Raw genomic sequence first — 26630 nt, forward strand, 5'->3', positions numbered from 1 at the left:
GGTTTAAAGCGGATGCGCGAGGCACATGGTTTGTGTAACAGCATAGAACCTGTGGGAGCTGGCTTGCCTGCGATGCAGGCACCTCGGAGCATCAGTCACACCGAGTTGATGCCATCGCAGCCTCACCGGGGCTCGACAGCTCCCACATTGGATCTTCAGTGCCCTTAAGTGAGCTGTTCGGCGACCGATTCCGGGATATCGGCGTTGGAATAAACGTTCTGCACGTCATCCAGGTCTTCAAGCATATCGAGCATCTTGAGCACCTTCTGCGCGCCGTCCAGGTCCAGTTCGGCACTGGTGGTCGGCAGCATCACGATTTCCGCATCGGTACCTTTGAAACCGGCCGCTTCCAGGGCGTTACGCACCGAGTAAAATCCCGCGAACGAGGTAAACACGTCGATGGAGCCGTCTTCATTGGTCACCACGTCGTCGGCATCGGCCTCCATCGCCGCTTCGATCAGCGCATCTTCATCAACGCCCGGCGCGAAGGAAATCTGCCCCTTGCGCTCAAACAGGTAGGCCACCGAACCATCGGTGCCCAGGTTGCCGCCACATTTGCTGAACGCATGGCGTACGGCCGCCGCGGTACGGTTGCGGTTGTCGGTCATGCACTCGACCATCACCGCCACGCCACCCGGGCCGTAGCCTTCGTAGCTCAACTCGACCATGTCATCGGTATCGGCCGCACCGGCGCCACGGGCCACGGCGCGGTCGATGATGTCGCGGCTCATGTTGGCGCCGAGGGCCTTGTCCAGGGCCAGGCGCAGACGCGGGTTGGAGCCCGGGTCACCGCCACCCTGGCGGGCAGCGACCGTCAGCTCGCGAATCCACTTGGTGAAAATCTTGCCTTTCTTGGCATCCTGACGCTCTTTGCGGTGCTTGATGTTCGCCCACTTGGAATGGCCAGCCATAACACAACTCCGAAATTCTGTAGAAACCTGTCGATCCCGCCCCAGGCGGGACTTCCCTCTTAAACGTACAGCCCTTGTAACGCAAAGGCGCATCCGAAGATGCGCCCTTAGCTGACAATGTAAAACCTTATCGCGCTTTCACGCTGCGGCCTTACTCAGCCTTTGGTGTCTCGCGCAGACGGATATGCAGCTCGCGCAGTGCCTTGGCATCCACCACACCCGGTGCCTGCGTCATGACGTCGGCAGCACTTTGGGTTTTCGGGAAGGCAATCACTTCACGGATCGACTGGGCACCGGTCATCAGCATCACCAGACGGTCCAGGCCGAAGGCCAGGCCGCCATGGGGTGGCGCGCCGTATTTCAGTGCGTCAAGCAGGAAGCCGAACTTCTCTTGCTGTTCGTCTTCGTCGATACCCAGCAGGCGGAAGACCGATTGCTGCATTTCCTTGCGATGGATACGGATCGAACCGCCACCCAGCTCGGTGCCGTTCAGCACCATGTCGTAGGCACGGGACAGAGCGCCAGCCGGGTTGGCTTCCAGCTCTTGCGGCGTGCACTTCGGCGCGGTGAACGGGTGGTGCAGCGCGCTGAAGCTGCCGTCGTCGTTCTCTTCGAACATCGGGAAGTCGACCACCCACATCGGCGCCCACTTGCAGGTCAGCAGGTTCAGGTCGTTGCCGACCTTGATCCGCAATGCACCCAGCGCTTCGCTGACGATCTTGGACTTGTCGGCACCGAAGAACACGATGTCGCCGTCGACCGCGCCAACACGATCCAGGATCACGTTGAGGTTGGCCTCAGGGATGTTCTTGACGATTGGCGACTGCAGGCCTTCAACACCCTTGGCGCGCTCGTTGACCTTGATGTACGCCAGGCCCTTGGCACCGTAGATGCCGACGAACTTGGTGTAATCGTCGATCTGCTTGCGCGGCATGCTCGTAGCGCCAGGCACACGCAGGGCGGCAATACGGCATTTCGGGTCGTTGGCCGGGCCGCTGAACACCTTGAAGTCGACGTCTTTGAGTTGGTCTTCAACGTCAACCAGTTCCAGCGGGTTACGCAGGTCTGGCTTGTCGGAACCGTAACGGCGCATGGCTTCTTCGAAGGTCATGTGCGGGAATTCGCCGAATTCCAGGTCCAGCACTTCCTTGAACAGGTTGCGGATCATTTGTTCGGTGATGCCCATGATCTCTTTTTCATCGAGGAAGCTGGTCTCGATGTCGATCTGGGTGAATTCCGGCTGGCGGTCGGCCCGCAGGTCTTCGTCACGGAAGCATTTGGCGATCTGGTAGTAACGGTCGAAGCCGGCAACCATCAGCAGCTGCTTGAACAGCTGTGGCGACTGCGGCAAGGCGAAGAAGGAACCGGCGTGGGTACGGCTCGGCACCAGGTAGTCGCGGGCGCCTTCCGGAGTAGCGCGGGTCAGGATCGGCGTCTCGACGTCGAGGAAGCCGTTCTCGTCCAGGAAGCGGCGGATGCTGGTGGTCATGCGCGAACGCAGACGCAGCTTCTCGGCCATTTCCGGGCGACGCAGGTCGAGGAAGCGATAACGCAGGCGGGTTTCTTCGCCAACGTCCGAGAACTCGTTCAGCGGGAACGGCGGGGTTTCCGACTCGTTCAGCACTTCCAGCTCGTAGCCGAGCACTTCGATCATGCCCGACGCCATGTTGGCGTTGGTGGCACCGGCCGGACGCAGGCGAACCTTGCCGGTGATCTTCACGACGTACTCGCTGCGCACGCGATCGGCGGCGGCGAAGCTCTCGGCGCGGTCCGGATCGAACACCACCTGGGCCAGACCATCACGATCACGGATATCGAGGAAGATCACCCCGCCGTGGTCGCGGCGACGGTGAACCCATCCGCAAAGGGTGATTTCCTGACCTTCCAGGGTCTCGTTCAGTTGGCCGCAATAGTGGCTGCGCATCATGATAGTGGTTTCGCTTCTCGTAATTCGAAATTCGGTGGAGGCCTGCCTCATCACCGTACAGCTAAGTCAGGTGACGGATAATGCAGGAGCCTGCGCGTAGAGTTCAACTCAGTCTGCTTTGTCGCCGCCGGCCAGATTCTTCTTCGAACCGGTCTTGAAGTCGGTCTCGTACCAGCCGTTGCCACTCAGGCGAAAGCCCGGCATGGACAACATCTTTTTAAGCTCCGGTGCCTGGCAGGCAGGGCAATCGACCAGCGGCGCGGCGCTGATCTTTTGAATGGCTTCCAACTGATGACCACAGGAAGCGCATTGATAGTCGTACATGGGCATGGAGATGTCTCGGCGATCAGATCATTACTGCGCCACGCCCTGCCCTGACTGTGTCCCGTGGGAAAGTCCCGGCATGCGCAGCAAAGCCCGGGATTATATCTGGTAAATCGAGGCTGTGCAGCCGTGGCGGCGTGCTGCTCTTTATATAGGTGGCTGCAGCAGGCTTGTGCCAGGCGCCCGACCCGGGGCAATCCCGGGGCTGGCAGCTGGCACAAGGATCACGCCTGGCCCAAAGGGACACTTGGCGCGGTGACGCGTCCTTTCAATAAATGAACCACGCACACCACCCTGACCAGACCGCTGAAGTTCTTTACACCGCCATAACGCAAGTGCACTTCGCGGTCCACGTAAGACAGTAGCGCACTGACCGAACAGGTATTGATCCTGGCTATCTCCGTGAGGATATTCCAATAGACTTCTTCAAGTCGCAAACACGTCGAAAAACCATTAAGCCGAACGGATCGGGACAATGGCCTGGCCAGGTTCATATCAAACCCCTTGGCAAAGGGATCTACCTTTATCTTGTGCAACCCGCACGTTTCCATCACTCCATTACCTGCTCCGCGTGACATACACTTGACACTCCATTGCCTGACGGCCACCCATCAATCGTTCTTGTTGGCCGTTGGGCCTATAAAACATCAAGAAGACAAGTGCAGCCAGAAGACAGGGAGCCGATCGCCGTAGGACAAGCCAACGCGCGTATCAGGAAGCTCGCAGGATGAAGGGAATCGCCGGGAAGCAGGCATGCGAGGGGCGTCGGTTCAACGCCCACCCGCAACCGGTGTTACTTGTTTTCGAGCAGGGAGCGCAACATCCACGCGGTCTTTTCATGAACTTGCATACGCTGGGTCAGCAAGTCCGCAGTAGGCTCGTCGCTGACTTTATCCAACAACGGGAAGATGCCCCGGGCGGTGCGGGTAACCGCTTCCTGGCCCTCGACCAACTGCTTGATCATGTCTTCAGCGCTCGGCACGCCCTCTTCTTCCTTGATTGAAGAAAGTCGCGCGTACACCGAGTAAGCACCCGGCGCCGGAAAGCCCAGGGCGCGGATCCGCTCGGCAATTGAATCCACCGCCAGCGCCAGCTCGTTGTACTGCTCTTCAAACATCAAGTGCAGTGTGCGAAACATGGGGCCCGTGACGTTCCAATGGAAGTTGTGGGTCTTCAGGTAAAGTACATAGGTATCGGAAAGCAGCCGCGAAAGTCCATCAACGATTGATTTACGATCTTCTTCACTGATACCAATATCGATTGCCATGTTTTTCCCCTTCAATTGATAAAAAATTCATTGATCAGGTGCAGGACCACTCTAGCAAGAGTACCGGCCTTGCGCAGCCCGGCTGACCCTCACGACGTGCGGCAAATCGCCCCTTGCAGAGCGAATCTGCGCGACAGACGGGGCTTCGAGCCCTGCAAGAAAAATTACCCAACGCCTGCGAAAAAGCCTGCACCTGTCTAGGACAAGTGTTTGCCGCAGAAATGCCGTGCCCCTTGTAACAGCCTGAAATGCTTGATTTGAGTAGGCACAGGCTTTGCTGTTAAATAGGCAGCGTGTCGCCACCGTTATTTTTCGCGGTAGCGACATAGGCTGATACCCGCGCACGTGCCCAACGCCTCCCATTGTTCAGAAGCGAACCGTGCCAGTCAGCTCTTCCTCGTGATCCGTCTTAACGTGAGTTAATCAAAATGTTGAAAATCGTCCACCTGCTAACGGGCGCCGCAGCTTTGCTGCTGTCCTTTATCCCCAGCCTGCGATCAGAAACCCTGCCTTACCTGCAACAACCTGACGCTCTCTACCTGACCTTCTTTGGTCTTCTTAACCTGACACTGGCTCCAGTCATTCCTTACTGGAACAAAGGCCCGCGTCATCAACTGCAAAACCTGGTCAGCGCCCTGCTGGTCCTGGCTGTTGTCGTGCAAACCCTCACCCTGCTGGCGCCTATGCCTGAAGTCGGTGGCCACCCGGCCGTCCTGCTCAGCCTGGCAATAGCACTGGTCGCCATCGTTCTTCATCTGGCCATCAGTTTTTACCGTTCCTCCCCGGCCGCTGCGTCGCAAACCTACGACATGACCAACCGGGATACCGGCACGGTCAAGTGGTTCAACACCTCCAAGGGCTTCGGCTTTATTTCCCGGGATTCGGGCGACGATATCTTCGTCCACTTCCGGGCGATTCGCGGCGAAGGCCATCGCGTCCTGGTGGAAGGCCAGCGCGTGGAGTTCTCCGTGATGAACCGTGACAAGGGTTTGCAAGCTGAAGATGTGATCGCCGCGTTGCCGCGTCGCTGATTCCAGCACCCCGAAAAAAGAAACCGCGATGCAGCCAGGCTGCATCGCGGTTTTTTTATGCCCGGGCATTCAGCCCTGCATTAATAATGAGGCGGCGGCGCCTCTTCCTCGGACGACTCGAACTGGCCGCCCATTTCTTCCTGGCGCTTGAGCAGCGCAGTCATCTGCAACTGCAGGCGTTCGACCGCCCGCTGCTGGGCGACCAGGATGTCATTGAGGGTCTCAATGGTGTCGTCCTGAAAAGCCAGGCGGCTTTCCAGGTCGGTCACGCGGTCTTGAAGGTCCATGGCTCAAGCCTCCAGGAACGTGAAGTCAGCCGGCAGGATTTCGCGCAGACGCGCACGAATCGCCGCCACTTGCTCGTCGCTGTAAGGCTTCGCCGGATGCTTGCCCCAGACCGGCGCCGGCCACGCGGCGTCATCGCGCCTGCGCACGATCACATGCACGTGCAGTTGGCTGACCACGTTGCCCAGGGCACCAATATTCATCTTGTCGGCGCCAAACCCTTCATTAAGCAACTGCGCCAGCGCCGTGCTTTCCTGCCACACCCGCTGCTGGTCAGCGACATCCAGTTGAAACACTTCGCTGATACCGTCTATGCGCGGCACCAGGATGAACCAGGGGTAATTTGAGTCATTGGACAGCAGCAGCCGGCACAGGGGGAAATCCCCGATGGGCAAGGTGTCTTGTTGAAGACGTGGATCTAAGGCGAACACAGCAGTCACTCCCGTTCGGCGGGTCAGGTTTCAGGCGCCCAGCATACCTGCGAATGCCCGGCGCTTCACGGCGAATGCACCGGGCCAAATACGCGCCCAAACAGGACGCCATGAAAAAAAACGCACCATTTCGAGACAGGTCAATATTTCGGCTACGCTAAATGACCAACGCACCTTCATTCAGTCAAAGCCAGGACGCGTGACAGGCTTCAAGCACCTGAGCCAGAGGGCTTTCCAGGCGCGAACAGCGGACTGGAGCAAAAATGCAGCAAGGGCACAACTGCACCAAAATGACCCATTTGTGCCTCAAAGGGATCCGCCGACTACCCACCGAACGGGGTGAACCGGTAACGTTTTGCTCTGGTGCAGGTTTTATGCACCACCGAACAGGAGTACAGCAGGCGCGTCAAGGCCAAACCAAACGGCGTAAAAAGCCCGTGCTTATGCGGTTTTTACAGGGCATTGACAATTTTCACGAAAAAATCACATTCAGTTACTCGTTTGTGCACGCTTGTTGCATTCACCCCCATATGGTCGACAACAGCACCGGCGGGAAGCAGGTGTTTCGCGACAGAAAACAACAGCGGGTCAATGCTTTTCAGGGAAGTGTTAAAACTTTCAAGGGTGACTTTTCCACCCTGAACTCAAGGTTTTAAAACAGTATTGAAGTTGTCAGTTCGGTTACATTCGAACTGTAAATTTGCGACATGGACATAGCAATTTACGACAGGCTCGTAAAGAAGCTGAAAGGATAGATGGGCAAGTATCGCCAATATTGTCAGCGTGATATAAGTTTGCGCCGACACAAAAAAGAAAGAGCCGCCCAGACAAAAATATAGGTGGGACGGCAGTACTCTTCCTAAAACCAAAGGAGCAAATCACGATGCGCGTGATGAAGTGGAGCATGATCGCCCTGGCTGTTTCAGCAGGCACCTCGCAGTTCGCAATGGCGTCCTCTCAGGACGACTCCAAGGGCTTTGTTGAAGACAGTACCTTCAGCATCAACACTCGCCTCCTGAACTTTAGCCGCGACTTCCGTAACAACGACACCGGTAAAAGCCGCGTCGACGAAACCGGCCTGGGCTTCAACGGCCTGTACCAGTCGGGCTTCACCCAAGGCACCATCGGTGTGGGTGTCGACGTGATCGGTCTGTTGGGCGTCAAACTGGACAGCGGCAAGGGTCGTTCCGGCACCGGCCTGTTTCCAACAGGCTCCGACGGTCGCGCTCAAGATGATTACTCCAAAGGCGGCGGCGCAGTTAAGTTCCGTATCTCCGATACGGTCCTGAAAATCGGCGACCAGTACACCACCGCACCTGTATTCGCATCCGATGACAGCCGTCTGCTGCCTGAATTGCCACAAGGTATCTCGTTGACCAGCAACGAGATCAAGGGCCTGAAACTTGAAGGCGGTCACTTCACTTCGAGCGTGGCGCAAGCCCAGACCTACCGCGACAGCCTGGGCCTGACAAAAACTGACTTCATCGGTGGCGTCTACGCCCTGACTCCAGAAGTCAGCGCCAGCCTCTACTACGCGAAGACCGAAGACTACTGGAAGAAAACCTACGCCAACCTGAACTGGACCCATGCGCTGAGCAATGAACAGTCCCTGGCGGTCGACTTCAACATCTACAGCACCAAAAGCGATGGCGCTGGCCTGCAACGGGCTGAGAAGGACGGCACCACCAAACTGGATAACCGTGCCTACAGCTTGCAAGGTGCGTACACCATCCAGGCTCACACCTTTACCCTGGCCTACCAGAAGGTTAGCGGTGACGGTGACTACGGCTACGGCGTAGACGGCGGCGGCACGATCTTCCTTGCCAACTCCATCGCTCGTTCCGACTTCAACGCTGAAGACGAGAAGTCCTTCCAGGCTCGCTACGACCTGAACATGGCGACTTTCGGCGTTCCAGGCCTGAGCTTCATGACTCGCTACGTTAAAGGTACCGGCGCCAACACCGCCGACACTTCGAACGGTAAAGAGTGGGAACGCGACATCGAAGCCAAGTACGTGATCCAGAGCGGCCCGGCCAAAGACCTGAGCCTGCGCGTACGTCAAGCCACTTATCGCTCCAGCGATGGTGTGTACTACGGTTCGGCGTCGATCGACGAACTGCGTCTGATCGCGCAATACCCGCTGAACATCTTGTAATTGGCAGTTTGATTACAACGATGACTTAGGGCCTCGGCCCTAACTAAAAAGCCGCTCACTTGTTCGCAAGTGAGCGGCTTTTTTATTGCAACTTAATCTCAACACCCGGATAACTAGCAAGCTAACTATCTAGTTTAACACCACGCATCAAACCTGACACATCGGACAAGTTTGACACGCAAGTCACGCCCTCACTTCGCAGCAGTTTCCTGCATCACGCGAATAACCCGCTGCGGGAACGGAATATCGATCCCCGCACCTTTTAAACGGTCACGCGCCAGTTCATTGAACATGAACATCACATCCCAGTAATCCGACGTCTTGGTCCAGACTCGCAGGGATACGGTGATCGAACTGTCGCCCAAGGTCGAAACCACGGCTGCCGGTGCAGGATCAGCCAGTACCCGTGGATCCTTGGCCAGTTCCAGCAATACTTCACGCGCTTTCTGCAGGTCGGCTTCATAGTCGACACCCACGTCAAACACCACCTTGCGGGTCGGCTGACGGTTGGTGTTGGTGATGAGGCCGTTGGACAGGCTGCCGTTTGGGATGATCACCGTCTTGTTGTCGCCGGTGCGCAACACGGTGTGAAAGATCTGGATGCTGTCGACGGTACCGGAAGTGCCCTGGGCTTCGATCCAGTCACCAATGCGGAACGGACGGAACAACAGAATCAGCACGCCTCCGGCGAAGTTCGCCAGGCTGCCTTGCAATGCCAGACCGATGGCCAGGGTGGCGGCACCGATCGCGGCAACGAACGAGGTGGTTGCCACGCCGATCATCGAGGCCACGTTGACCACCAGCATGACTTTGAGCGCAATGTTCGCAAGGCTGGTAATGAAGTGTTGCAGTGCCAGGTCAGCATTACGCAGTGCCAGCAAACGCCCCACTCGGTGGGTCAAGACGTTGATCAGCCACCAACCGATGGCCAGGGTGACCAGCGCCAGCAAAAAGCGGCTGCCATATTCCATGATCATCGGTAACCACGACTCCGAGGTCTTGATCAAGTGATCCACTTCAGCGTTCAAATCCATCTACGTTCTCCTGTTTACCGGATGTACGGCTTTATTTATGCCCACATAACAAATGAGCCCCGAAGGGCTCAATCGTTTCTGCAGGTTCTGGGCGTGGGACGTCAAAAACGCCCTCAGGTTCCCAACGGGGGGCACTCAGTCGCGGAAGTTATTGAACTGCAGCGGCATGTCGAAAGCCTTGGCGCGCAAGGCAGCAATGGCCTCTTGCAAATCGTCACGCTTCTTGCCGGTGATGCGCACCTGCTCGCCCTGGATCGCGGCCTGGACCTTGAGCTTGGCGTCCTTGACGTGAGCGACGATTTTCTTCGCCAGCTCCTTGTCGATGCCCTCTTTGAACACGACTTCCTGCTTCATCAGCTTGCCGGAGGCATACGCGTCCTTGATTTCAAGGCACTGTGCATCGATCTTGCGCTTGACCAGGGACAGCTTGAGGATCTCAATCATCGCTTCAAGCTGGAAATCGGCTTCTGCGGTCAGGTTGACGGTGAGGTCTTTTTCCTTGAACTCGAAGCTGCCCTTGCCCTTCAAGTCATAACGACGATCCAACTCCTTGACGGCGTTCTCGACGGCGTTGGTGAGTTCGTGCTTGTCCAGTTCGGATACCACGTCGAACGACGGCATGTAATTTCTCCAATAAAAAGGGGCGCGGCTCAGTAGAGATGGAGCACGCCCGGGCTAAAATGCCCGGGCATTATAGCGGTTCTTTCGCCTCGTTCACTGCGGGCAGCCTTACGGAGTAAAAACTGATGTCGACCACCTGGCATGTCCTCGGCGCCGGCAGTCTCGGCACGCTGTGGGCCACACGCCTGGCCCGTGCCGGGCTGCCCGTGCGGCTGATCCTGCGGGACCACGCGCGGCTGGCGAGCTATCAGGCGGCCAACGGCCTGACCCTGGTCGAGCAAGGCGTGGCCCACACCTACCCGGTCGTCGGCGAAACATCCGACAGTCCGGGGCCAATTCATCGCCTGCTGGTGGCGTGCAAAGCCTACGACGCCCAAGACGCCGTCGCACAGCTTCAACACCGGCTGGCACCCGACGCCGAGCTGATCCTGCTGCAAAATGGCCTGGGCAGCCAGGACGCGGTCGCCGCCCAACTGCCCCAAGCCCGCTGTATTTTTGCCTCCAGCACCGAAGGCGCGTTTCGTGAAAGCGACTGGCGGGTGGTGTTTGCCGGCCATGGCTATACCTGGCTGGGGGATGCGAGCCACCCTACCCCGCCGCTCTGGCTGGATGACCTGCAAGCCGCCGGCATTCCCCATGAGTGGAGCACCGACATCCTCACCCGCTTGTGGCGCAAACTGGCCCTGAACTGTGCGATCAACCCGCTGACCGTGCTGTACGAATGCCGCAATGGCGAGCTGCAAGCCCATCAGTGCGAAGTCGCCACCCTGTGCGCCGAACTCGCCGACCTGCTAGAATGCTGCGGACAACCCGCCGCCGCGCAGGATTTGCAAAGCGAAGTGGAACGCGTGATCCAGGCCACCGCGGCCAACTACTCGTCGATGTACCAGGACGTGATCAGTGCCCGGCGCACCGAAATCAGCTACTTGCTCGGCTACGCCTGCCAGGCGGCGGCTCGCCATCAACTGACCTTGCCGCACCTGCAACAACTCCAGGTGCGATTGGTACAGCGACTGTCTGCACGCGGATTGCCCAGCGACTGAGGCACGCGCTACCCTGCCTGCTTGTTCCTTTGCAGCGAAAACCTCGATGCCACTGCGCCAGCGTCTCGAAAATCTACCGGTTGGGCAGAAACTGCTGGCGGCCCTGCTGGTTTTGTTGACCACCGTGTTGCTGGTGGCCAACCTGACCTTTATCAGCGCCGCCTACTGGATCTCCCAGGAAAGCATGGCCCCCCAGGCCTTGCAGGCCATCGGTCGGCTGGTGTCCAACCCGTCGCTCGCGGCCGAGGCGCTGGACTCACCGCTCAAGGCGCAAACCCTGCTGGATGAACTGACCAGCTACTCGCCATTACGGGCCGCCGCCCTATATGACGGCGAAGGCACCCGCCTGGCCCAGTTGCAACACGCCAATCGCCTGCACCTGCCCGACAATTACCGCGAGATTGAAATCTGGCGCGCCACCGAGTTTCGCAGCAATCAAGTGATCACCATTCCCCGTGCCGGCCAACCGTCCGGGCATTTACTGCTGGTGGCCAGCAGCGAACTGCCGGTGGCCTTCTACACCGGGACGTTCACCGCCAGCCTGGGCATCCTGATTTTCAGTGTGCTGCTGTGGCTGGTGATCGCCCGGCAGATCAAGCGCCTGATTACCCGCCCGATCCATGAATTGGAAGAGTTGTCGCGCCAGGTCACCCGGGAAGAGAACTACGCCCTGCGCGCCGGTCGCGGCAACCACGACGAAATCGGCAGCCTCGCCGAAGCCTTCAACACCATGCTTTCGCGCATCGAAGCCCGCGAGCAGCAACTCAAGCGCGCGCGGGACGATTCCCAGGCCGCCTACGATCAAGCCCAGGGCCTGGCGGAAGAAACCCGCCATACCAACCGCAAGCTGGAGCTGGAAGTCCAGGTGCGCAGCAAGATCGAGAAAAAACTCACCGGGTTCCAGAATTACCTCAACAGCATCATCGACTCGATGCCCTCGGCGCTGATCGCCCTCGACGAACAGCTCTACGTCACCCAATGGAACCAGGAGGCCAGCGCACTTTCCGGCACCCGTCTGGATGAGGCGCTGAACCAGCCGATCTTCCTCGCCTTCCAGCCGCTCAAGCCCTTCCTGCCGCAGATCAAGGCCACGGTGGAGCAACACACTGTGGAGCGGATCGAGCGGGTAACCTGGGTCAAGGATGACGAGCCCAAGCACTACGCCCTGACGTTCTACCCGCTGATGGGCGGTGCCGGGCGCGGTGTGGTAATCCGGATCGACGACATCACCCAGCGCCTGTCCCTGGAAGAAATGATGGTGCAGTCGGAGAAGATGCTCTCGGTCGGCGGCCTGGCCGCCGGCATGGCCCACGAAATCAACAACCCGCTGGGGGCGATCCTGCATAACGTGCAGAACATCCGCCGCCGGCTGTCGCCGGAGCTGCCAAAAAACCTCGAGCATGCCGAACAGGTGGGCATCGAGCTGGAAACAGTGAACCGCTACCTGCAAAGCCGCGAAGTGCCGCAGTTGCTCGACGGCATCCAGCAAGCCGGCGCCCGGGCGGCGAAAATTGTCACCCACATGCTCAGCTTCAGCCGCCGCAGCAATCGCCAGATGGCGCCCTGCGATCTACCGGCGCTGATTGACCAGGCGGTGGAAATTGCCGGCAACGATTTCGACCTCACCGTCGGCTTCGACTTCAAGGGCCAGGCGATCATCCGCCAGTTCGACACGCAGTTGGGCCCGGTGCCCGGCACCGCCAACGAACTGGAACAGGTACTGCTCAACCTGCTGAAAAACGCCGCCCAGGCGATTCATCAGCGCGAAGATGACAGCGAGCCAGGGCGCATCATCCTGCGTACACGGCTGAACCCGCCGTGGGCGGAAATCCAGGTGGAGGACAACGGCATCGGCATGAGCGAGAACGTGCGCAAGCGCACCTTCGAACCGTTCTTCACCACCAAGGAGATCGGCCAGGGCACCGGGCTCGGCTTGTCGGTCTCGTATTTCATCATCACCAACAACCACAAGGGGCAGATGGAAGTCCATTCCACCCTCGGCCAGGGCACCTGCTTCACCTTGCGCCTGCCCCTGGCCGGCAGCCAATTGCCACCCAACGAACTCACTCAACTGGAGCGCTAACCATGGGCTTTCGCCTGTCGAAAATTTACACCCGTACCGGTGACAAGGGCGAAACCGGCCTGGGCGACGGCCGCCGCGTACCCAAGGACCATCCACGGGTGGAGGCGATTGGCGAAGTGGATGCGCTGAACAGCCAGCTGGGTCTGTTGTTGGCAGGCCTGGAGGAACAGAGCGGGCAACACCCGGCGCTGAAGGATGTGATCGAGGTGCTTACGCCCTGCCAGCATCGACTGTTCGACCTGGGCGGTGAGTTGGCCATGCCGGTGTACAAATCGCTGAATGCCGCGGAAGTCGACCGTTTGGAAGCGGCGATTGATCGCTGGAATGAAGAGGTCGGGCCGCTGGAGAACTTCATTTTGCCGGGTGGTTCGGCGCTGATTGCCCAGGCTCATGTGTGCCGTAGCCTGGCCCGCAGCGCGGAGCGGCGGTGTCAGCACCTGAATGCGGTGGAACCGTTGGAAGGCGTAGGGTTGGCGTATATCAACCGGCTGTCGGACTTGCTGTTTGTGGCAGCACGAGTGATTGCCAAGCGTCAGGGTGTTGCGGAGATTTTGTGGCAGGCGGCCGCGAAGCCGCACTGACGCTTACTGACTGATTGAGACTTGTGGTGAGGGAGCTTGCTCCCTCGCCACAACAAGCGCCCCGGCCTGGTCCTTAAACCTCAGGCCAGAACGCCCTAATCCCTGCCACACCTTGAGCACCGGCTTCCCAGGCCTTTTCCAGCTCGGCAGGCCCAACCCCACCGAGCAGGAACACCGGCTTGCTGAAGCCGCTGATCAACTGCTGCGCCTGCTCCCAACCCAACGGCTGGGCATCCGGATGAGTCTGGGTCGGCTGCACCGGCGACAACGTCACGAAATCCACGTCCATCAATTCCGCCAACGCCAATTCCTCAGCATTGTGGCAAGACGCCGCCAACCAGCGGTCCTTGGGCAAAGGTCGCCCTTTGCTGGCGTACTTGCGCAGTTGCGCCGAAGTCATGTGCCAGCCGGCGGCGGGAAAATCCCCCAGCCATTCAAACGGCCCTTTCAGCATCAATTGCGCCTTGCCCGCACACAGGCCTACGGCGTCCACCGCCAGGTCGCGGTACTTGGGGTCGTAACCGTTGGGGGCACGCAACTGAACCAGCTTGATGCCGCCAGCGATGGCTTTTTGAATGCCGCGCAACAGCACGGGGGTTTCCAGCTCACCCGGGGTGATCAGGTAGTGCGCCGGCAAACGCGCCGCCGCAACGATCGGCGCATTGGCCGCCGGAAACTCGTAGTTCGGCAGGTCCCGCGGGGCGACCCATTCAAGCGGCTGCCCTTCGGCACCGTGGGGTTCGCCGGTGAAGACCGAGACTTCCCAGACATCCAGCAACACCTGTTTGTCCGGGTAATCGTGCTGCACCTTGATCAACGGACGAGCCGTTGTGACCTGGATACCCAGCTCTTCCTGCAACTCACGGGACAGCGCGGCAGCGACCGACTCATCGGCCTCCACCTTGCCACCGGGAAACTCCCAGCGGCCACCCTGATGCTGGGTATCGGCGCGGCGCGCCAGCAGAATCCTGCCGTCGACACCCCGGATGACCGCTGCTGCTACATGAACTCGTTTCACCGCACTATTTCCTCTGAATCGGTTTGAAGACCAGCCTGGTGTCAGGTGCGGTACTCCGCGTTGATCTTCACGTACTCGTGGGACAGGTCAGTGGTCCAGATGGTTTCGCTGCACTCACCGCGACCCAATTCGATACGGATGGTGATTTCTTCCTGCTGCATCACCGCAGAACCCTGGGCTTCGGTGTACGTCTCGGCACGGGCGCCACGGCTGGCGATGCACACCTCGCCGAGGAACACGTCGATCTTGCTCACGTCCAGGTTCGGCACACCGGCACGGCCAACAGCGGCCAGGATACGGCCCCAGTTCGGGTCGGAGGCAAACAGCGCAGTCTTGATCAATGGCGAGTGAGCCACGGTGTAGCCCACATCCAGGCATTCCTGGTGATTGCCGCCGCCGTTGACTTCAACCGTCACAAACTTGGTGGCGCCTTCGCCGTCGCGCACGATGGCCTGGGCCACATCCATGCACACTTCGAACACGGCCTGCTTCAACGCCGCGAAATACGCGCCGTTGGACGAGGTGATTTCCGGCAGGTCGGCCTTGCCGGTAGCGATCAACATGCAGCAGTCGTTGGTCGACGTATCACCGTCGATGGTGATGCGGTTGAACGACTTGTTGGCGCCGTCGAGCATCAGGTTTTGCAGCACGTCACGGGACACTTTGGCGTCGGTGGCGATGTAGCCAAGCATGGTCGCCATGTTCGGGCGAATCATGCCGGCGCCTTTGCTGATGCCGGTCACGGTGATGGTCACGCCTTCATGCACAAACTGGCGGCTCGCGCCTTTGGGCAGGGTGTCGGTGGTCATGATGCCGGTGGCCGCAGCCGCCCAGTTATCCACCGACAGGTCATCCAGTGCCGCTTGCAGCGCGCCTTCGATTTTCTCTACCGGCAGCGGCTCACCGATCACGCCGGTGGAATACGGCAGCACCTGGCTGGCATCAACGCCAGTCAGTTCGGCCAGCTTGGCGCAGGTGCGGGCAGCTGCGGCCAGCCCAGGCTCGCCGGTGCCGGCGTTGGCATTGCCGGTGTTGGTCAACAGGTAACGCACCGGGCCTTCAACCCGCTGCTTGGCCAAAATCACCGGTGCCGCGCAAAACGCGTTCAGGGTGAACACACCCGCGACGGTCGAGCCTTCGGCACAGCGCATCACCACCACATCCTTGCGCCCCGGGCGTTTGATGCCGGCCGAAGCAATACCGAGTTCAAAACCGGCAACCGGGTGCAACGTGGGCAAAGGACCAAGACCAACAGCCATGAATGCGCTCCTAAAAATAGTGGATGTGTGACCCGTCGCTATCGACGGTGACAAAATGGCAAAACGCCGCGACGGCTGATGCCGGTCGCGGCGCGGGGTGTTGCAGCGTCAGGCGAAAATCTTAGTTGATTTCGCCGTGGCAGTGTTTGAACTTCTTGCCCGAACCGCACCAGCACAGTTCGTTGCGGCCCAGCTTCTGCTCATTGCGCACCGGGGCCTGGGCCAGGGCCACATCGACCTCTTCACCCAACACTTCCGGAGCCTCAAGACCAGGCGCTTCGTCATGCTGGAACTGCATGCGCGCAGCCAGTGCCTCGGCTTCCTGACGCAGGCGAGCTTCTTCCTCGATCGGGTCTTCGCGACGCACCTGAACGTGGGACAGCACACGAATCGAATCGCGCTTGATCGAATCCAGCAGCTCGGAGAACAGCGTGAACGACTCGCGCTTGTACTCCTGCTTCGGGTTCTTCTGGGCGTAGCCACGCAGGTGGATGCCGTGACGCAGGTGGTCCATGGTCGACAGGTGGTCTTTCCACAGGTCGTCCAGCACGCGCAGTACGATTTGCTTCTCGAAGGTGCGCAGTGCTTCGGCACTCGCCTGCTCTTCTTTTTCGTTGTAGGCGGCCAGCAACTCGGTCATGAGCTTCTCGCGCAGGGTTTCTTCGTACAGGTGGTCGTCTTCGTCGAGCCATTGCTGGACCGGCAAGTCGACACCGAAGTCGCTCTTCAACGCCGCTTCCAGACCGGCAACATCCCACTGCTCAGGCAGCGACTGTGGCGGAATGTGTGCGCTGACCGTGGCATTGAGCACGTCCTGGCGGAAATCGGCAATGGTCTCGCCGATGTTGGTGGCGGCCAACAAACTGTTACGCATGTGATAAATCACTTTACGCTGTTCGTTGTTGACGTCATCGAACTCGAGCAATTGCTTACGAATGTCGAAGTTGCGGCCTTCTACCTTGCGCTGGGCCTTCTCGATGGCGTTGGTCACCATGCGGTGCTCAATCGCTTCACCGGACTGCATGCCCAGGGCTTTCATGAAGTTCTTCACCCGGTCAGAGGCGAAGATGCGCATCAGGCTGTCTTCCAGGGACAGGTAGAAGCGGCTGGAACCGGCATCCCCCTGACGACCGGCACGACCACGCAGCTGGTTGTCGATACGGCGCGATTCGTGACGCTCGGAAGCGATCACCTGCAAGCCGCCGGACTCCAGCACTTGCTGGTGACGCTTCTGCCAGTCGGCCTTGATCTGCGCGATCTGCTCAGGCGTCGGGTCTTCCAGGGAAGCCACTTCCACTTCCCAGTTACCGCCCAACAGGATGTCGGTACCACGACCGGCCATGTTGGTGGCGATGGTCAGTGCACCTGGGCGACCGGCCTGGGCGATGATTTCCGCTTCTTTTTCGTGGAACTTGGCGTTGAGAACCTTGTGCTCGATGCCTTCCTTGTTCAGCAAGCCCGACATGTGCTCGGAAGTTTCGATGGTGGCCGTACCCACCAGCACCGGACGGCCCTGGGCCATGCATTCCTTGATGTCGGCGACGATTGCAGCGTATTTCTCGTCGGCGGTCAGGAACACCAGGTCGTTGAAGTCTTTACGTGCCAGCGGTTTGTTCGGCGGGATAACCATCACCGACAGACCGTAGATCTGGTGGAATTCGAACGCTTCGGTGTCGGCTGTACCGGTCATGCCGGACAGTTTGTTGTACAGACGGAAGTAGTTCTGGAAGGTGGTCGAGGCCAGGGTCTGGCTTTCAGCCTGGATGTTCAGGACTTCCTTGGCTTCGATCGCCTGGTGCAGGCCTTCCGACAAACGGCGACCCGGCATGGTACGACCGGTGTGTTCGTCGACCAGTACGACCTGGCCGTCCTGCACAATGTATTCGACGTTGCGATGGAACAGCTTGTGCGCGCGCAGGCCGGCATACACATGGGTCAACAGGCCCAGGTTGTGCGCCGAGTACAGGCTCTCGCCTTCAGCCAGCAGGCCGATCTGGGTCAGCATGTCTTCGACGAACTGGTGACCGGCTTCGTTGAGCTCGACCTGACGGGTCTTCTCGTCGATGGTGAAGTGACCTTCTTTGGTCACCACGCCTTCCACTTCCTCGATGTGTTGCTCGAGGCGCGGAATCAGCTTGTTGATCTCGGTGTACAGGCGCGAGCTGTCCTCGGCCTGACCGGAGATGATCAGCGGGGTACGGGCTTCGTCGATCAGGATGGAGTCGACTTCGTCGATCACGGCAAAATTGAGTTCGCGCTGGAATTTTTCTTCCATGCTGAACGCCATGTTGTCGCGCAGGTAGTCGAAACCGAATTCGTTGTTGGTACCGTAGGTGATGTCGGCAGCGTAGGCGGCGCGCTTCTCTTCCGGCGGCTGGAACGGCGTGACAACGCCGACGGTCAGGCCGAGGAATTCATACAGCGGGCGCATCCAGTTGGCATCCCGGCGAGCCAGGTAGTCGTTCACCGTCACAACGTGCACGCCCTTGCCGGACAGTGCATTGAGGTAAACGCCCAGGGTTGCCACCAGGGTCTTGCCTTCACCGGTACGCATTTCGGCAATCATGCCTTCATGCAAGGTCATGCCGCCGATCAACTGAACGTCGAAGTGGCGCATGCCCATGACACGCTTGCCGGCTTCACGGGCGACCGCAAAGGCTTCGGGAAGCAGCTTGTCGAGGGTTTCACCTTTGGCTATGCGGGCCTTGAACTCTTCGGTCTTGGCGCGCAATTGCTCGTCCGAAAGGGCAACCATCTGCTCTTCGAAGGCATTGACCAGCTGCACCGTCTTGAGCATGCGTTTGACTTCGCGCTCATTCTTGCTTCCAAAAAGTTTCTTTAACAAAGGCGCAAACATATCGGCAGGTTCTTCCACACATAGGGATGGAGGGCGCCCCGTGAGTCGCCCGAGCAGCCCTCACGGCCGCATGCGAACGAGCATTCTACCCGGAAACGTGGGTGAGGAAAGTGGCGTTATTCCACGATGCTGGCACGGCGCTCTTGGAGGGCTTGTTTAAAATAAGGGCTTTTTGCTGAACTTCAACCCATTCGGGTAATAAGTTACTCGTTGATTTAATGGATAAACTGCCGGTAATGCAATGGCCGCGGCGTCGCAGACGCTTTCTGCTACCATGGCCTCTCTGTTACTTAAGGTGTCTAGTCATGGCATTTCGCCCTCTTACGGCCCGTGCTCCCGCCGTGTTGCTTCGCGAAGCCAAGCCTTTAAAAGCCATCTTTGGCCATGCGCAACGCCTTGGTCATTTGCAACGCCTGGTAGAAAGCCAACTGCAACCCGCCGCCCGCGAACACTGCCACGTGGCCTCGTGGCGTGAAGGCAATCTGCTGCTGATCGTCACCGACGGCCATTGGGCGACGCGCCTGCGTTATCAGCAAAAACGCTTGCAGCGCCAATTGATGGCCTTCGACGAATTCGCCAGCCTGACGCGTATCCAGTTCAAGGTGCAGCCGCCGACCGTGCAGCAAGGTGCAGCGGGTCATACCATGGACTTGTCGGAGATTGCGGCCGAAACGATTCAGGCCACGGCAGACGGGATTACCGATCCGAACTTGCGCGCTGCGCTGGAGCGCCTGGCCGCTCACGCCAAACCGAAGGCGTGAGGGCGAGCGACTCCCTTGCTTTATTTACGCTTGCTGCCACCCAACAACGAGCCCAGTAACCCTCGCACCAACTGCCGGCCCATCTGATTGGCTGCCTGCTGCATCGCGGACTTCAGCGCCTTGCCGGCCGTGGTGCCAAGGAACGCACCGGCCTTGTCGGTGAAGCTCGGTTCTTCAGCGGCGGGCGCCGCCTCCTCTTGCGGCCCCAAGTCCTTGCGCGCCATCAACACTTCGTACGCCGACTCGCGATCAATCGGTTTGTCATAACGCCCCAGCAACGGCGAGCTGGCAATCAATGCCGCCCGTTCGGCTTCGCTCAATGGCCCGATCCGCGATTGCGGCGGTGCCACGAGTACGCGTTGGACTACTTCAGGCGTCCCCTTTTCCTGCAAGGTTCCCACCAACGCCTCACCGGTACCCAGCTCGGTCAGCACCGCCAACGCATCAAACGCCGGATTCGGACGGAAACCATCGGCCACTGCCCGCAGGGACTTCTGCTCTTTGGTGGTAAACGCCCGCAACCCGTGCTGGATCCGCAAGCCCAGTTGTGCCAGCACGGTGTCCGGCAGGTCACCCGGAGACTGGGTGACGAAATACACGCCGACACCTTTCGAACGAATCAACCGCACCACCTGTTCCAGGCGATCCTGCAGAGCCTTGGGGGTGTCGGCGAACAACAAATGCGCCTCATCGAAAAACAGCGCCAGCAGTGGCTTGTCGGCATCGCCGCGTTCCGGCAGTTGCTCGAACAACTCGGCCAGCAGCCAGAGCAGGAAGGTCGCGTACACCTTCGGCGCGTCATGCACCAGGCGGCTGGCGTCCAGCAGATGAATGCGCCCGCGGCCGTCACTGGCCGGTTGCAGGATATCTTCCAGTTGCAGGGCCGGCTCGCCGAACAACGCTTCGGCACCCTGCTGCTCCAGCACCGCCAAACGCCGCAACAAAGCCTGGCTTGAGCCCGTGGTCATCAAGGCCGCATCTTCCCCCAGCAACTCCGGGTGGTAGCGCAGATGATTCAGCAGGGCCTTCAGGTCCTTGAGGTCCAGCAACAACAGCCCCTCGCGGTCGGCCACCTTAAAGGTGGCGTAGAGGGCCGATTGCTGGCTGTCTGTAAGTTCCAGCAGGCTGCCGAGCAACAGCGGGCCCATTTCACTGATGGTGGTACGTAATGGATGACCGGACTGGCCGTGAATATCCCACAACGTCACCGGATAAGCCTTGGGCGCGTAATTAAGGAAAGGCATGCCGGCAATCCGCTCGGCGACCTTGCCCTGAGGGTTGGCTGCGGCGCCCAGGCCACACAGGTCGCCCTTGATGTCGGCGGCGAATACCGCGACGCCGGCATCGCTGAAGGCTTCTGCCAGGCGCTGCAAGGTGACGGTCTTGCCCGTACCGGTGGCGCCCGCGATCAGGCCATGGCGGTTGGCCAGGCGCATCGACTGGGCGATCGGCTGGCCTTTGAGATCTGCACCAATAATGAGTTGCGAGGAGTCAGGCATTTTGTCACCCATGGTTAATCTTTAGCACTGCATGGTCGATACAGTTAACGCGAGAGACCCAAAAAGTCTTAGAAAAAATGGGCCGGATAATTCCTGCAGGAGCAGATGGAAATATCACACTTTTTTTGACGCAGCCATTTTGCACGCCCCAAAAGGACGTGCATCGGATATTAAGACCATAGCGGACCCCACAAGCCATGAATAAAAATCTGCGTTTCAGCCATAAAATCCTGCTTGCCGCCGCTCTTGTCGTCATTGCCGCCTTTGCGTTGTTTACCCTCTACAACGACTACTTGCAGCGTAATGCGATTCGCGACGATCTGAACAACTACCTGCATGAAATGGGCGATGTCACCGCCAGCAATATCCAGACCTGGCTCGCCGGGCGCATTGTGCTGATAGAAAGCGCCGCGCAGAACATCGCCATCAACCCTGATTCAAGCACCGTCGCCAGCCTGCTGGAACAGAAAGCCCTGACCTCTTCATTCATGGCGACTTACCTGGGCGACAGCAAAGGCGGCTTCGTGATCCGCCCCGACACCAAGATGCCCGACGGCTTCGACCCGCGTGTGCGCCCCTGGTACACGGGGGCCCAGAGCAGCAACGGCTCGACCCTGACCGAACCCTATATTGATGCAGCCACCGGCCAGTTGATCATTTCCATTGCCACCCCCAGCAGCAAAGCGGGCCAGAGTGTCGGCGTAGTGGGTGGCGACCTGAGCCTGCAAACCCTGGTGGACAATATCGGCGCCCTGAACTTCGGCGGCATGGGTTATGCCTTCCTGGTCAGCGCCGACGGTAAAGTACTGGTACACCCCGACAAGAGCCTGGTGATGAAGACCCTGGCCGACGTCTATCCAAACACTACCCCCAAGATCAGCAGCGACTTCAGCGAAGTCGAGGTTAACGGCAAGACCCGCATCGTCACCTTTACCCCGATCAAGGGCTTGCCATCGGTGAACTGGTACCTCGGCCTGTCGGTAGATAAAGACAAATCCTTCGCCATGCTCAGCGAATTCCGCACCTCGGCGATCATTGCCACGATTATCGCGGTGGTTATCATCATCGCCCTGCTGGGCATGCTGATCCGCATCCTGCTGCAGCCACTGCACGTCATGACCCGCGCCATGGAAGACATTGCCGACGGTGAAGGCGACCTGACTCGCCGCCTGACCATCCAGAACCATGACGAGTTCGGTGTGCTGGGCAGCGCGTTCAATCGCTTTGTGGAACGTATTCACACCTCGATTCGCGAAGTGTCCTCGGCCACCGAGCAGGTCAATGAAGTGGCCCTGCGGGTGGTCAGCGCCTCCAACTCCTCCATGGTCAACTCCGACGAACAGGCCAATCGCACCAACAGCGTCGCCGCTGCCATCAACGAACTGGGGGCCGCCGCCCAGGAAATCGCCCGCAACGCCGCGCAAGCCTCCAGCCAGGCCAGCGATGCCCGGCACCTGGCGGAAGACGGTCAGCAGGTGGTGGAGCGCAATATCAAGGCGATGAACCAGCTGTCACAGATGATCAGCGCTTCCAGCACCAATATCGAAGCGCTTAACAGCAAGACGGTGAACATCGGGCAAATCCTGGAGGTGATCACCAGCATTTCCCAGCAAACCAACCTGCTGGCCCTCAACGCGGCGATTGAAGCCGCACGAGCCGGGGAAGCCGGGCGCGGGTTCGCGGTAGTGGCCGATGAAGTGCGCAACCTGGCACACCGCACCCAGGAGTCGGCGCAACAGGTGCAAAAGATGATCGAGGAGCTGCAGGTGGGCGCCCGGGATTCGGTCAGCACCATGAGCGAAAGCCAACGCCACAGCCAGGACAGCGTGGAAATCGCCAACCTCGCGGGGGAACGCCTGAACAGCGTGACCCTGCGCATCGGCGAAATTGACGGCATGAACCAGTCGGTCGCCACCGCCACCGAGGAACAGACCTCCGTCGTGGAGTCGATCAACATGGACATCACCGAGATCAACACCCTCAATCAGGAAGGCGTGGAAAACCTGCATTCAACGTTACGGGCCTGCTCCGACCTGGAACAGCAGGCGGCGCGCTTGAAACAATTGGTGGGCAGTTTCCGGATCTGATCCAGCAGGCTCAGTTGCTGCCTTGCGCAGCGGCTGACGCCTTTTCTTCCGGCGAATCAGATGTGTCCTGCAACTGTTCCCACAACTCGGCGGCGCCAGGAAACTCGGTGCCGTCCTCACTGCTCAGGTCATCCGGGTCATATCGACTCAAACAGCCCTCTCCCAGCGTCGCGGGGGCTTTGGACGTGGCTTTATCCAATGGATCGCTCATTCTCCACTCCTCACCTGTTGCCAAAGAAAAAGGGCCTGTAGCGATTTAACGCCCAGGCCCTTCATTCTTCAATCAAAACGCTTCAATCAGAACACGACGGTCTTGTTGCCGTGCACCAATACCCGGTCTTCCAGGTGATAGCGCAGGCCACGGGCCAGCACCATCTTCTCGACGTCACGGCCAAAACGCACCATGTCTTCGATGCTGTCGCTATGGCTGACGCGCACCACGTCCTGCTCGATGATCGGACCGGCGTCCAACTCTTCGGTGACGTAATGGCACGTTGCGCCGATCAGCTTCACACCCCGCAGGGATGCCTGGTGATACGGCTTGGCACCCACAAACGACGGCAGGAAGCTGTGGTGAATGTTGATCACCTTGCCAGCGTACTCACTGCACAGTTCGGGCGGCAGGATCTGCATGTAGCGCGCCAGTACCACGACGTCCGCGTCGTGCTGCTTGACCAGGCGCGAGACCTCGTTGAATGCCGGCTCCTTGTCCTGCGGGTTGACCGGGACGTGGTAATACGGGATGCCGTGCCACTCGACCATGCTGCGCAGGTCGTCATGGTTGGAAATCACGCAGGAGATCTCGCAGTCCAGCTCGTCGCTGTGCCAGCGGTGCAGCAAGTCAGCCAGGCAGTGGGACTCACGGCTGGCCATCAGGACCACACGTTTTTTCTGTTCCGTGTCAGTGATGCGCCAGGTCATGGAGAACTCTTCAGCGATCGGCGCAAATGCCTCGCGAAATGCCTCCAGGCCAAAGGGCAGCGTATCGGCACGGATTTCGTGACGCATGAAAAACCAGCCGCTGAGATTGTCCGAGTGATGGCTTGCTTCGGTGATCCAGCCGTTGTGGGAAGCCAGAAAGTTACTGACCTTGGCAACGATGCCAACCCGGTCCGGGCAAGCAATCACCAGCCGAAAAGTGCGCATTAGGGGGAAACTCCAGAACTTCGCAAAGGCCGCCATTCTAGCGATTGCGCAGAAAAACTGCAGTATTCCTCATCGCTTATTCTGATCGCGAGCGTCAGCCCTGCCCCTTAATAGCGTAAGGTTTTAGCCACTATATGTGTGCAAACGCGTGGACTCCGGCAGTAAGCCAAGACTTAACGAGAGTATCTTTAGGGCTTAACCCTTACTAATTAACTCAATTCCACGCTTTTGCCACAAACATCCAAAGTAAATTACATAAATGCGGCCTTAAATGTTTACTTGGACAAACCGTCTGACTATTATTGGGCCACTATCCCCTTTCACCCCAGCGCCCTACATAAGGTAGTCCCCATGTCCCTGATCAACGAATACCGCGCCACCGAAGAAGCTATCAAAGAGCTGCAAGCCCGTTTGAAGAACCTGTCCCAAGACGACAAACTGCAAACCGAGCTGGAATTCGAAGGCAAATTGCGCACCCTGATGGGTGAATACTCCAAATCCCTGCGTGACATCATCGCGCTGCTGGATCCAGAGTCGAAAGTTAAGGCTCCACGTGGCGCCGTAAAAACTACCGGCACCAAGCGTGCGCGCAAGGTTAAACAATACAAAAACCCGCATAACGGCGAAGTGATTGAAACCAAAGGTGGCAACCACAAGACTCTGAAAGAGTGGAAAGCCAAGTGGGGCGGCGACGTGGTTGAAGGCTGGGCTACCCTGCTGGGCTAAGCCTCGTCAGGACGCTGCGTGATTCGCAACGCAATAAAAAACGCCAGCTTGCTGGCGTTTTTTATTGCGCGTGTTTTACCCGGGAGCCGACTACAGGCTCATTCGAGTCGCTAAAGAGTCAACATATTCCTGCCACTCATCAAGCACCTGCCGCTGAAACGGTGTAGCACTAACAGCCAACTCAAGACGCGCCTGTTTAAAATCCTCAAGGGTGTTTGGAGCGCCCCATTGCGGGTCTGACAAACGTTGCTGACAGAAAACTCTCCAGCGTTGTTGCTCCTCACTATTCAAGGTTTCGGGGAAGTTACGGGCGCGATAGCGAAATAATAATTCAGGCAAACGTTCATCATCGAACGGCCATTGCTGGCGTGCTAGTTGCTCAGGCTCGGCGACTCTCACTTGTTCACATAAACGTCGATCCCGATCACCGATAAAACCATCGTATAGCTGCTGCTCCGGATCGGCGCTCGACGCAAAATCTTCCTCGGCATAAATCGCCGCTAATTTATCGCGCCATAGTTCTTGTGCGTCGCTTAGCCGCAGGGCACGGGCAGCGTACTCATCCATATCCAGTTGCAGGCGCTCACGGTCTTGCGCCCGAAGCACACTTAACGGCGCAACCACCGGGCAGCGATTGATGTGCAGCAACTTGAGCGGCACCGGCAACTCACCTTCGGCAAGGTCGTCACGGCGGGTATACAGACGCTTGCGCAAGGTATCGGCGTCCTCGTCCAGCAACCCCTGGGGATCAAGCCCCAGGTCGCAGACGATCAACGCATTGCGATTGCGTGGATGCCAGGCCAACGGCAGCACCACGCCCAGGTAATGACGCTCGGCAGAAAAACGACCGGAAATATGCACCATCGGCTGCAACAAGCGCACCTGGTCCATGACCCGCTGCTTGCTGCGCAATTGAAACAACCAGTCGTAAAGCTTGGGCTGCTTCTCGCGGACCAACCGGGCCAGGGCGATGGTGGCGCGCACATCGGACAAGGCATCGTGGGCCTGCCCGTGATCGATGCCATTGGCGGCGGTCAATCGCTCAAGCTTGAGGGTGACGCGCCCGTCCTGTTCCGGCCAGACGATCCCGTCCGGGCGCAGCGCGTAGGCGGTGCGTACCACGTCGATCAGGTCCCAGCGGCTGTTACCGCCTTGCCATTCCCGGGCATAAGGATCAAAAAAGTTGCGGTACAAACTGTAGCGCGTCATCTCATCGTCAAAACGCAAGGTGTTATAGCCGGCCCCGCAGGTGCCGGGCGCCGCCAGTTCAGCGTGCACCCGGGTCATGAAGTCGGCTTCGGCCAGCCCCTTCTCCGCCAGCACGCCGGGGGTGATGCCGGTAATCGCGCACGCCGCCGGGTGCGGCAGGATATCGTCGCTGGGCTGGCAGTAGAGGTTGACCGGCGGCCCGACCTCGTTGAGCTCAAGGTCGGTGCGAATGCCGGCTACCTGCAGCGGGCGGTCGGTACGCGGGTTGATGCCGGTGGTTTCATAGTCGTACCAGAAAATGGTGGTCACGGGCTATTCCTGTGCTGAAGACCGCCAAAGTCTAGGCGCTTGAAGGCACCGGGGGCCAGCGCTGTG

25 protein-coding genes and 1 pseudogene are annotated in these 26630 nt (G+C 59.1%); 10 read left to right on the plus strand and 16 right to left on the minus strand.

The genetic code is table 11. From position 1 onward, the window contains the following. Nucleotides 1-164: 164 nt before the first annotated feature. From MUM_RS0111910 to MUM_RS0111930, 5 genes are all read right to left on the minus strand, one after another. Nucleotides 165-911 carry a YebC/PmpR family DNA-binding transcriptional regulator gene (locus MUM_RS0111910; protein ID WP_010169954.1) on the minus strand — a complete coding sequence of 249 codons (747 nt, stop codon included), beginning with the start codon at nucleotides 909-911 and terminating at the stop codon, nucleotides 165-167. 151 nt (nucleotides 912-1062) lie between these two features. Further along, a complete protein-coding gene (gene aspS / locus MUM_RS0111915) occupies nucleotides 1063-2838 on the minus strand; it encodes an aspartate--tRNA ligase (RefSeq protein WP_029615858.1) in 1776 nt (591 codons plus the stop codon). Nucleotides 2839-2946: 108 nt separating this feature from the next. Continuing rightward, entirely contained in the window at nucleotides 2947-3168 is a 222-nt protein-coding gene (locus tag MUM_RS0111920; RefSeq protein WP_003209804.1) for an FmdB family zinc ribbon protein, read from the minus strand. Between the two features lie 218 nt (nucleotides 3169-3386). Next, nucleotides 3387-3740: a ribbon-helix-helix domain-containing protein gene (locus MUM_RS0111925; protein ID WP_029615859.1), complete on the minus strand. Its 354-nt coding sequence runs from the start codon at nucleotides 3738-3740 to the stop codon at nucleotides 3387-3389. A gap of 215 nt (nucleotides 3741-3955) precedes the next feature. After that, entirely contained in the window at nucleotides 3956-4429 is a 474-nt protein-coding gene (locus tag MUM_RS0111930; RefSeq protein WP_003209800.1) for a Dps family protein, read from the minus strand. Nucleotides 4430-4857: 428 nt separating this feature from the next. Between MUM_RS0111930 and MUM_RS1000000134880 the strand changes: the two genes are divergently transcribed. Continuing rightward, nucleotides 4858-5460 carry a cold-shock protein gene (locus MUM_RS1000000134880; RefSeq protein WP_010169957.1) on the plus strand — a complete coding sequence of 201 codons (603 nt, stop codon included), beginning with the start codon at nucleotides 4858-4860 and terminating at the stop codon, nucleotides 5458-5460. An 80-nt stretch (nucleotides 5461-5540) separates the two neighbouring features. On the opposite strand, the gene MUM_RS0111940 is transcribed toward MUM_RS1000000134880, so the two are convergent. Next, nucleotides 5541-5747 (minus strand): SlyX family protein, encoded by a 207-nt coding sequence (locus MUM_RS0111940; RefSeq protein WP_010169958.1) that lies wholly within the window; start codon nucleotides 5745-5747, stop codon nucleotides 5541-5543. A gap of 3 nt (nucleotides 5748-5750) precedes the next feature. After that, complete coding sequence (locus MUM_RS0111945; RefSeq protein WP_010169959.1) at nucleotides 5751-6176, minus strand: HIT domain-containing protein; 426 nt, start codon at nucleotides 6174-6176, stop codon at nucleotides 5751-5753. 263 nt (nucleotides 6177-6439) lie between these two features. Here MUM_RS0111945 and MUM_RS0111950 point away from each other — a divergent pair, with 263 nt between their 5' ends. Both MUM_RS0111950 and MUM_RS0111955 read left to right on the plus strand, forming a co-directional pair. Then, nucleotides 6440-6832: a hypothetical protein gene (locus MUM_RS0111950; RefSeq protein ID WP_029615860.1), complete on the plus strand. Its 393-nt coding sequence runs from the start codon at nucleotides 6440-6442 to the stop codon at nucleotides 6830-6832. Nucleotides 6833-7059: 227 nt separating this feature from the next. Continuing rightward, nucleotides 7060-8331 carry an OprD family porin gene (locus MUM_RS0111955; protein WP_003209790.1) on the plus strand — a complete coding sequence of 424 codons (1272 nt, stop codon included), beginning with the start codon at nucleotides 7060-7062 and terminating at the stop codon, nucleotides 8329-8331. A gap of 191 nt (nucleotides 8332-8522) precedes the next feature. Here MUM_RS0111955 and MUM_RS0111960 read toward each other — a convergent pair whose 3' ends face one another. Beyond that, nucleotides 8523-9365 carry a mechanosensitive ion channel family protein gene (locus MUM_RS0111960; protein ID WP_010169961.1) on the minus strand — a complete coding sequence of 281 codons (843 nt, stop codon included), beginning with the start codon at nucleotides 9363-9365 and terminating at the stop codon, nucleotides 8523-8525. A 135-nt stretch (nucleotides 9366-9500) separates the two neighbouring features. Beyond that, entirely contained in the window at nucleotides 9501-9986 is a 486-nt protein-coding gene (locus tag MUM_RS0111965) for a YajQ family cyclic di-GMP-binding protein (RefSeq protein WP_010169962.1), read from the minus strand. Between the two features lie 125 nt (nucleotides 9987-10111). Here MUM_RS0111965 and MUM_RS0111970 point away from each other — a divergent pair, with 125 nt between their 5' ends. Genes MUM_RS0111970 through MUM_RS0111980 form a run of 3 tightly spaced genes read left to right on the plus strand, consistent with a single transcriptional unit; the run spans nucleotide 10112 to nucleotide 13693 of the window. Beyond that, nucleotides 10112-11029, plus strand: coding sequence for a putative 2-dehydropantoate 2-reductase (locus MUM_RS0111970; RefSeq protein WP_010169963.1), 918 nt, complete (start codon nucleotides 10112-10114; stop codon nucleotides 11027-11029). A 46-nt stretch (nucleotides 11030-11075) separates the two neighbouring features. Further along, nucleotides 11076-13112, plus strand: coding sequence for a sensor histidine kinase (locus MUM_RS0111975; protein ID WP_010169964.1), 2037 nt, complete (start codon nucleotides 11076-11078; stop codon nucleotides 13110-13112). Nucleotides 13113-13114: 2 nt separating this feature from the next. After that, on the plus strand, nucleotides 13115-13693 hold the full coding sequence (locus MUM_RS0111980; RefSeq protein WP_010169965.1) for a cob(I)yrinic acid a,c-diamide adenosyltransferase: 579 nt from the start codon (nucleotides 13115-13117) through the stop codon (nucleotides 13691-13693). A gap of 73 nt (nucleotides 13694-13766) precedes the next feature. Here MUM_RS0111980 and MUM_RS0111985 read toward each other — a convergent pair whose 3' ends face one another. From MUM_RS0111985 to secA, 3 genes are all read right to left on the minus strand, one after another. Next, nucleotides 13767-14711 (minus strand): Nudix family hydrolase, encoded by a 945-nt coding sequence (locus MUM_RS0111985; protein WP_010169966.1) that lies wholly within the window; start codon nucleotides 14709-14711, stop codon nucleotides 13767-13769. Nucleotides 14712-14752: 41 nt separating this feature from the next. Next, complete coding sequence (argJ, locus tag MUM_RS0111990; protein ID WP_010169967.1) at nucleotides 14753-15970, minus strand: bifunctional glutamate N-acetyltransferase/amino-acid acetyltransferase ArgJ; 1218 nt, start codon at nucleotides 15968-15970, stop codon at nucleotides 14753-14755. A 121-nt stretch (nucleotides 15971-16091) separates the two neighbouring features. Continuing rightward, a complete protein-coding gene (secA, locus tag MUM_RS0111995) occupies nucleotides 16092-18827 on the minus strand; it encodes a preprotein translocase subunit SecA (RefSeq protein WP_010169968.1) in 2736 nt (911 codons plus the stop codon). Between the two features lie 305 nt (nucleotides 18828-19132). Between secA and MUM_RS0112000 the strand changes: the two genes are divergently transcribed. After that, nucleotides 19133-19588 carry a DUF721 domain-containing protein gene (locus MUM_RS0112000; RefSeq protein ID WP_010169969.1) on the plus strand — a complete coding sequence of 152 codons (456 nt, stop codon included), beginning with the start codon at nucleotides 19133-19135 and terminating at the stop codon, nucleotides 19586-19588. A 20-nt stretch (nucleotides 19589-19608) separates the two neighbouring features. Here MUM_RS0112000 and MUM_RS0112005 read toward each other — a convergent pair whose 3' ends face one another. Next, entirely contained in the window at nucleotides 19609-21087 is a 1479-nt protein-coding gene (locus MUM_RS0112005; RefSeq protein ID WP_010169970.1) for a helicase HerA-like domain-containing protein, read from the minus strand. Between the two features lie 197 nt (nucleotides 21088-21284). Between MUM_RS0112005 and MUM_RS1000000134985 the strand changes: the two are divergent. Together MUM_RS1000000134985 and MUM_RS1000000134990 are read left to right on the plus strand one after the other, a co-directional pair. Next, nucleotides 21285-22316, plus strand: a pseudogene (locus tag MUM_RS1000000134985) (HAMP domain-containing protein); the annotation flags it as partial. Nucleotides 22317-22409: 93 nt separating this feature from the next. Further along, nucleotides 22410-23174 carry a methyl-accepting chemotaxis protein gene (locus MUM_RS1000000134990; protein WP_442962328.1) on the plus strand — a complete coding sequence of 255 codons (765 nt, stop codon included), beginning with the start codon at nucleotides 22410-22412 and terminating at the stop codon, nucleotides 23172-23174. 10 nt (nucleotides 23175-23184) lie between these two features. Here the strand turns inward: MUM_RS1000000134990 and MUM_RS0112015 are convergent, their stop codons facing one another. Beyond that, nucleotides 23185-23385, minus strand: coding sequence for a hypothetical protein (locus MUM_RS0112015; protein ID WP_010169972.1), 201 nt, complete (start codon nucleotides 23383-23385; stop codon nucleotides 23185-23187). Between the two features lie 86 nt (nucleotides 23386-23471). Beyond that, nucleotides 23472-24320, minus strand: a complete 849-nt coding sequence (purU, locus tag MUM_RS0112020; protein ID WP_010169973.1) for a formyltetrahydrofolate deformylase — start codon at nucleotides 24318-24320, stop codon at nucleotides 23472-23474. A 351-nt stretch (nucleotides 24321-24671) separates the two neighbouring features. Here purU and mvaT point away from each other — a divergent pair, with 351 nt between their 5' ends. Further along, entirely contained in the window at nucleotides 24672-25046 is a 375-nt protein-coding gene (mvaT, locus tag MUM_RS0112025; protein ID WP_005790963.1) for a histone-like nucleoid-structuring protein MvaT, read from the plus strand. Nucleotides 25047-25136: 90 nt separating this feature from the next. On the opposite strand, the gene sbcB is transcribed toward mvaT, so the two are convergent. Continuing rightward, nucleotides 25137-26564, minus strand: coding sequence for an exodeoxyribonuclease I (sbcB, locus tag MUM_RS0112030; protein WP_010169974.1), 1428 nt, complete (start codon nucleotides 26562-26564; stop codon nucleotides 25137-25139). Between the last annotated feature and the right edge of the window lie 66 nt (nucleotides 26565-26630).

The organism is Pseudomonas sp. PAMC 25886 (assembly GCF_000242655.1).
In the GTDB taxonomy this organism is placed as follows: domain Bacteria; phylum Pseudomonadota; class Gammaproteobacteria; order Pseudomonadales; family Pseudomonadaceae; genus Aquipseudomonas.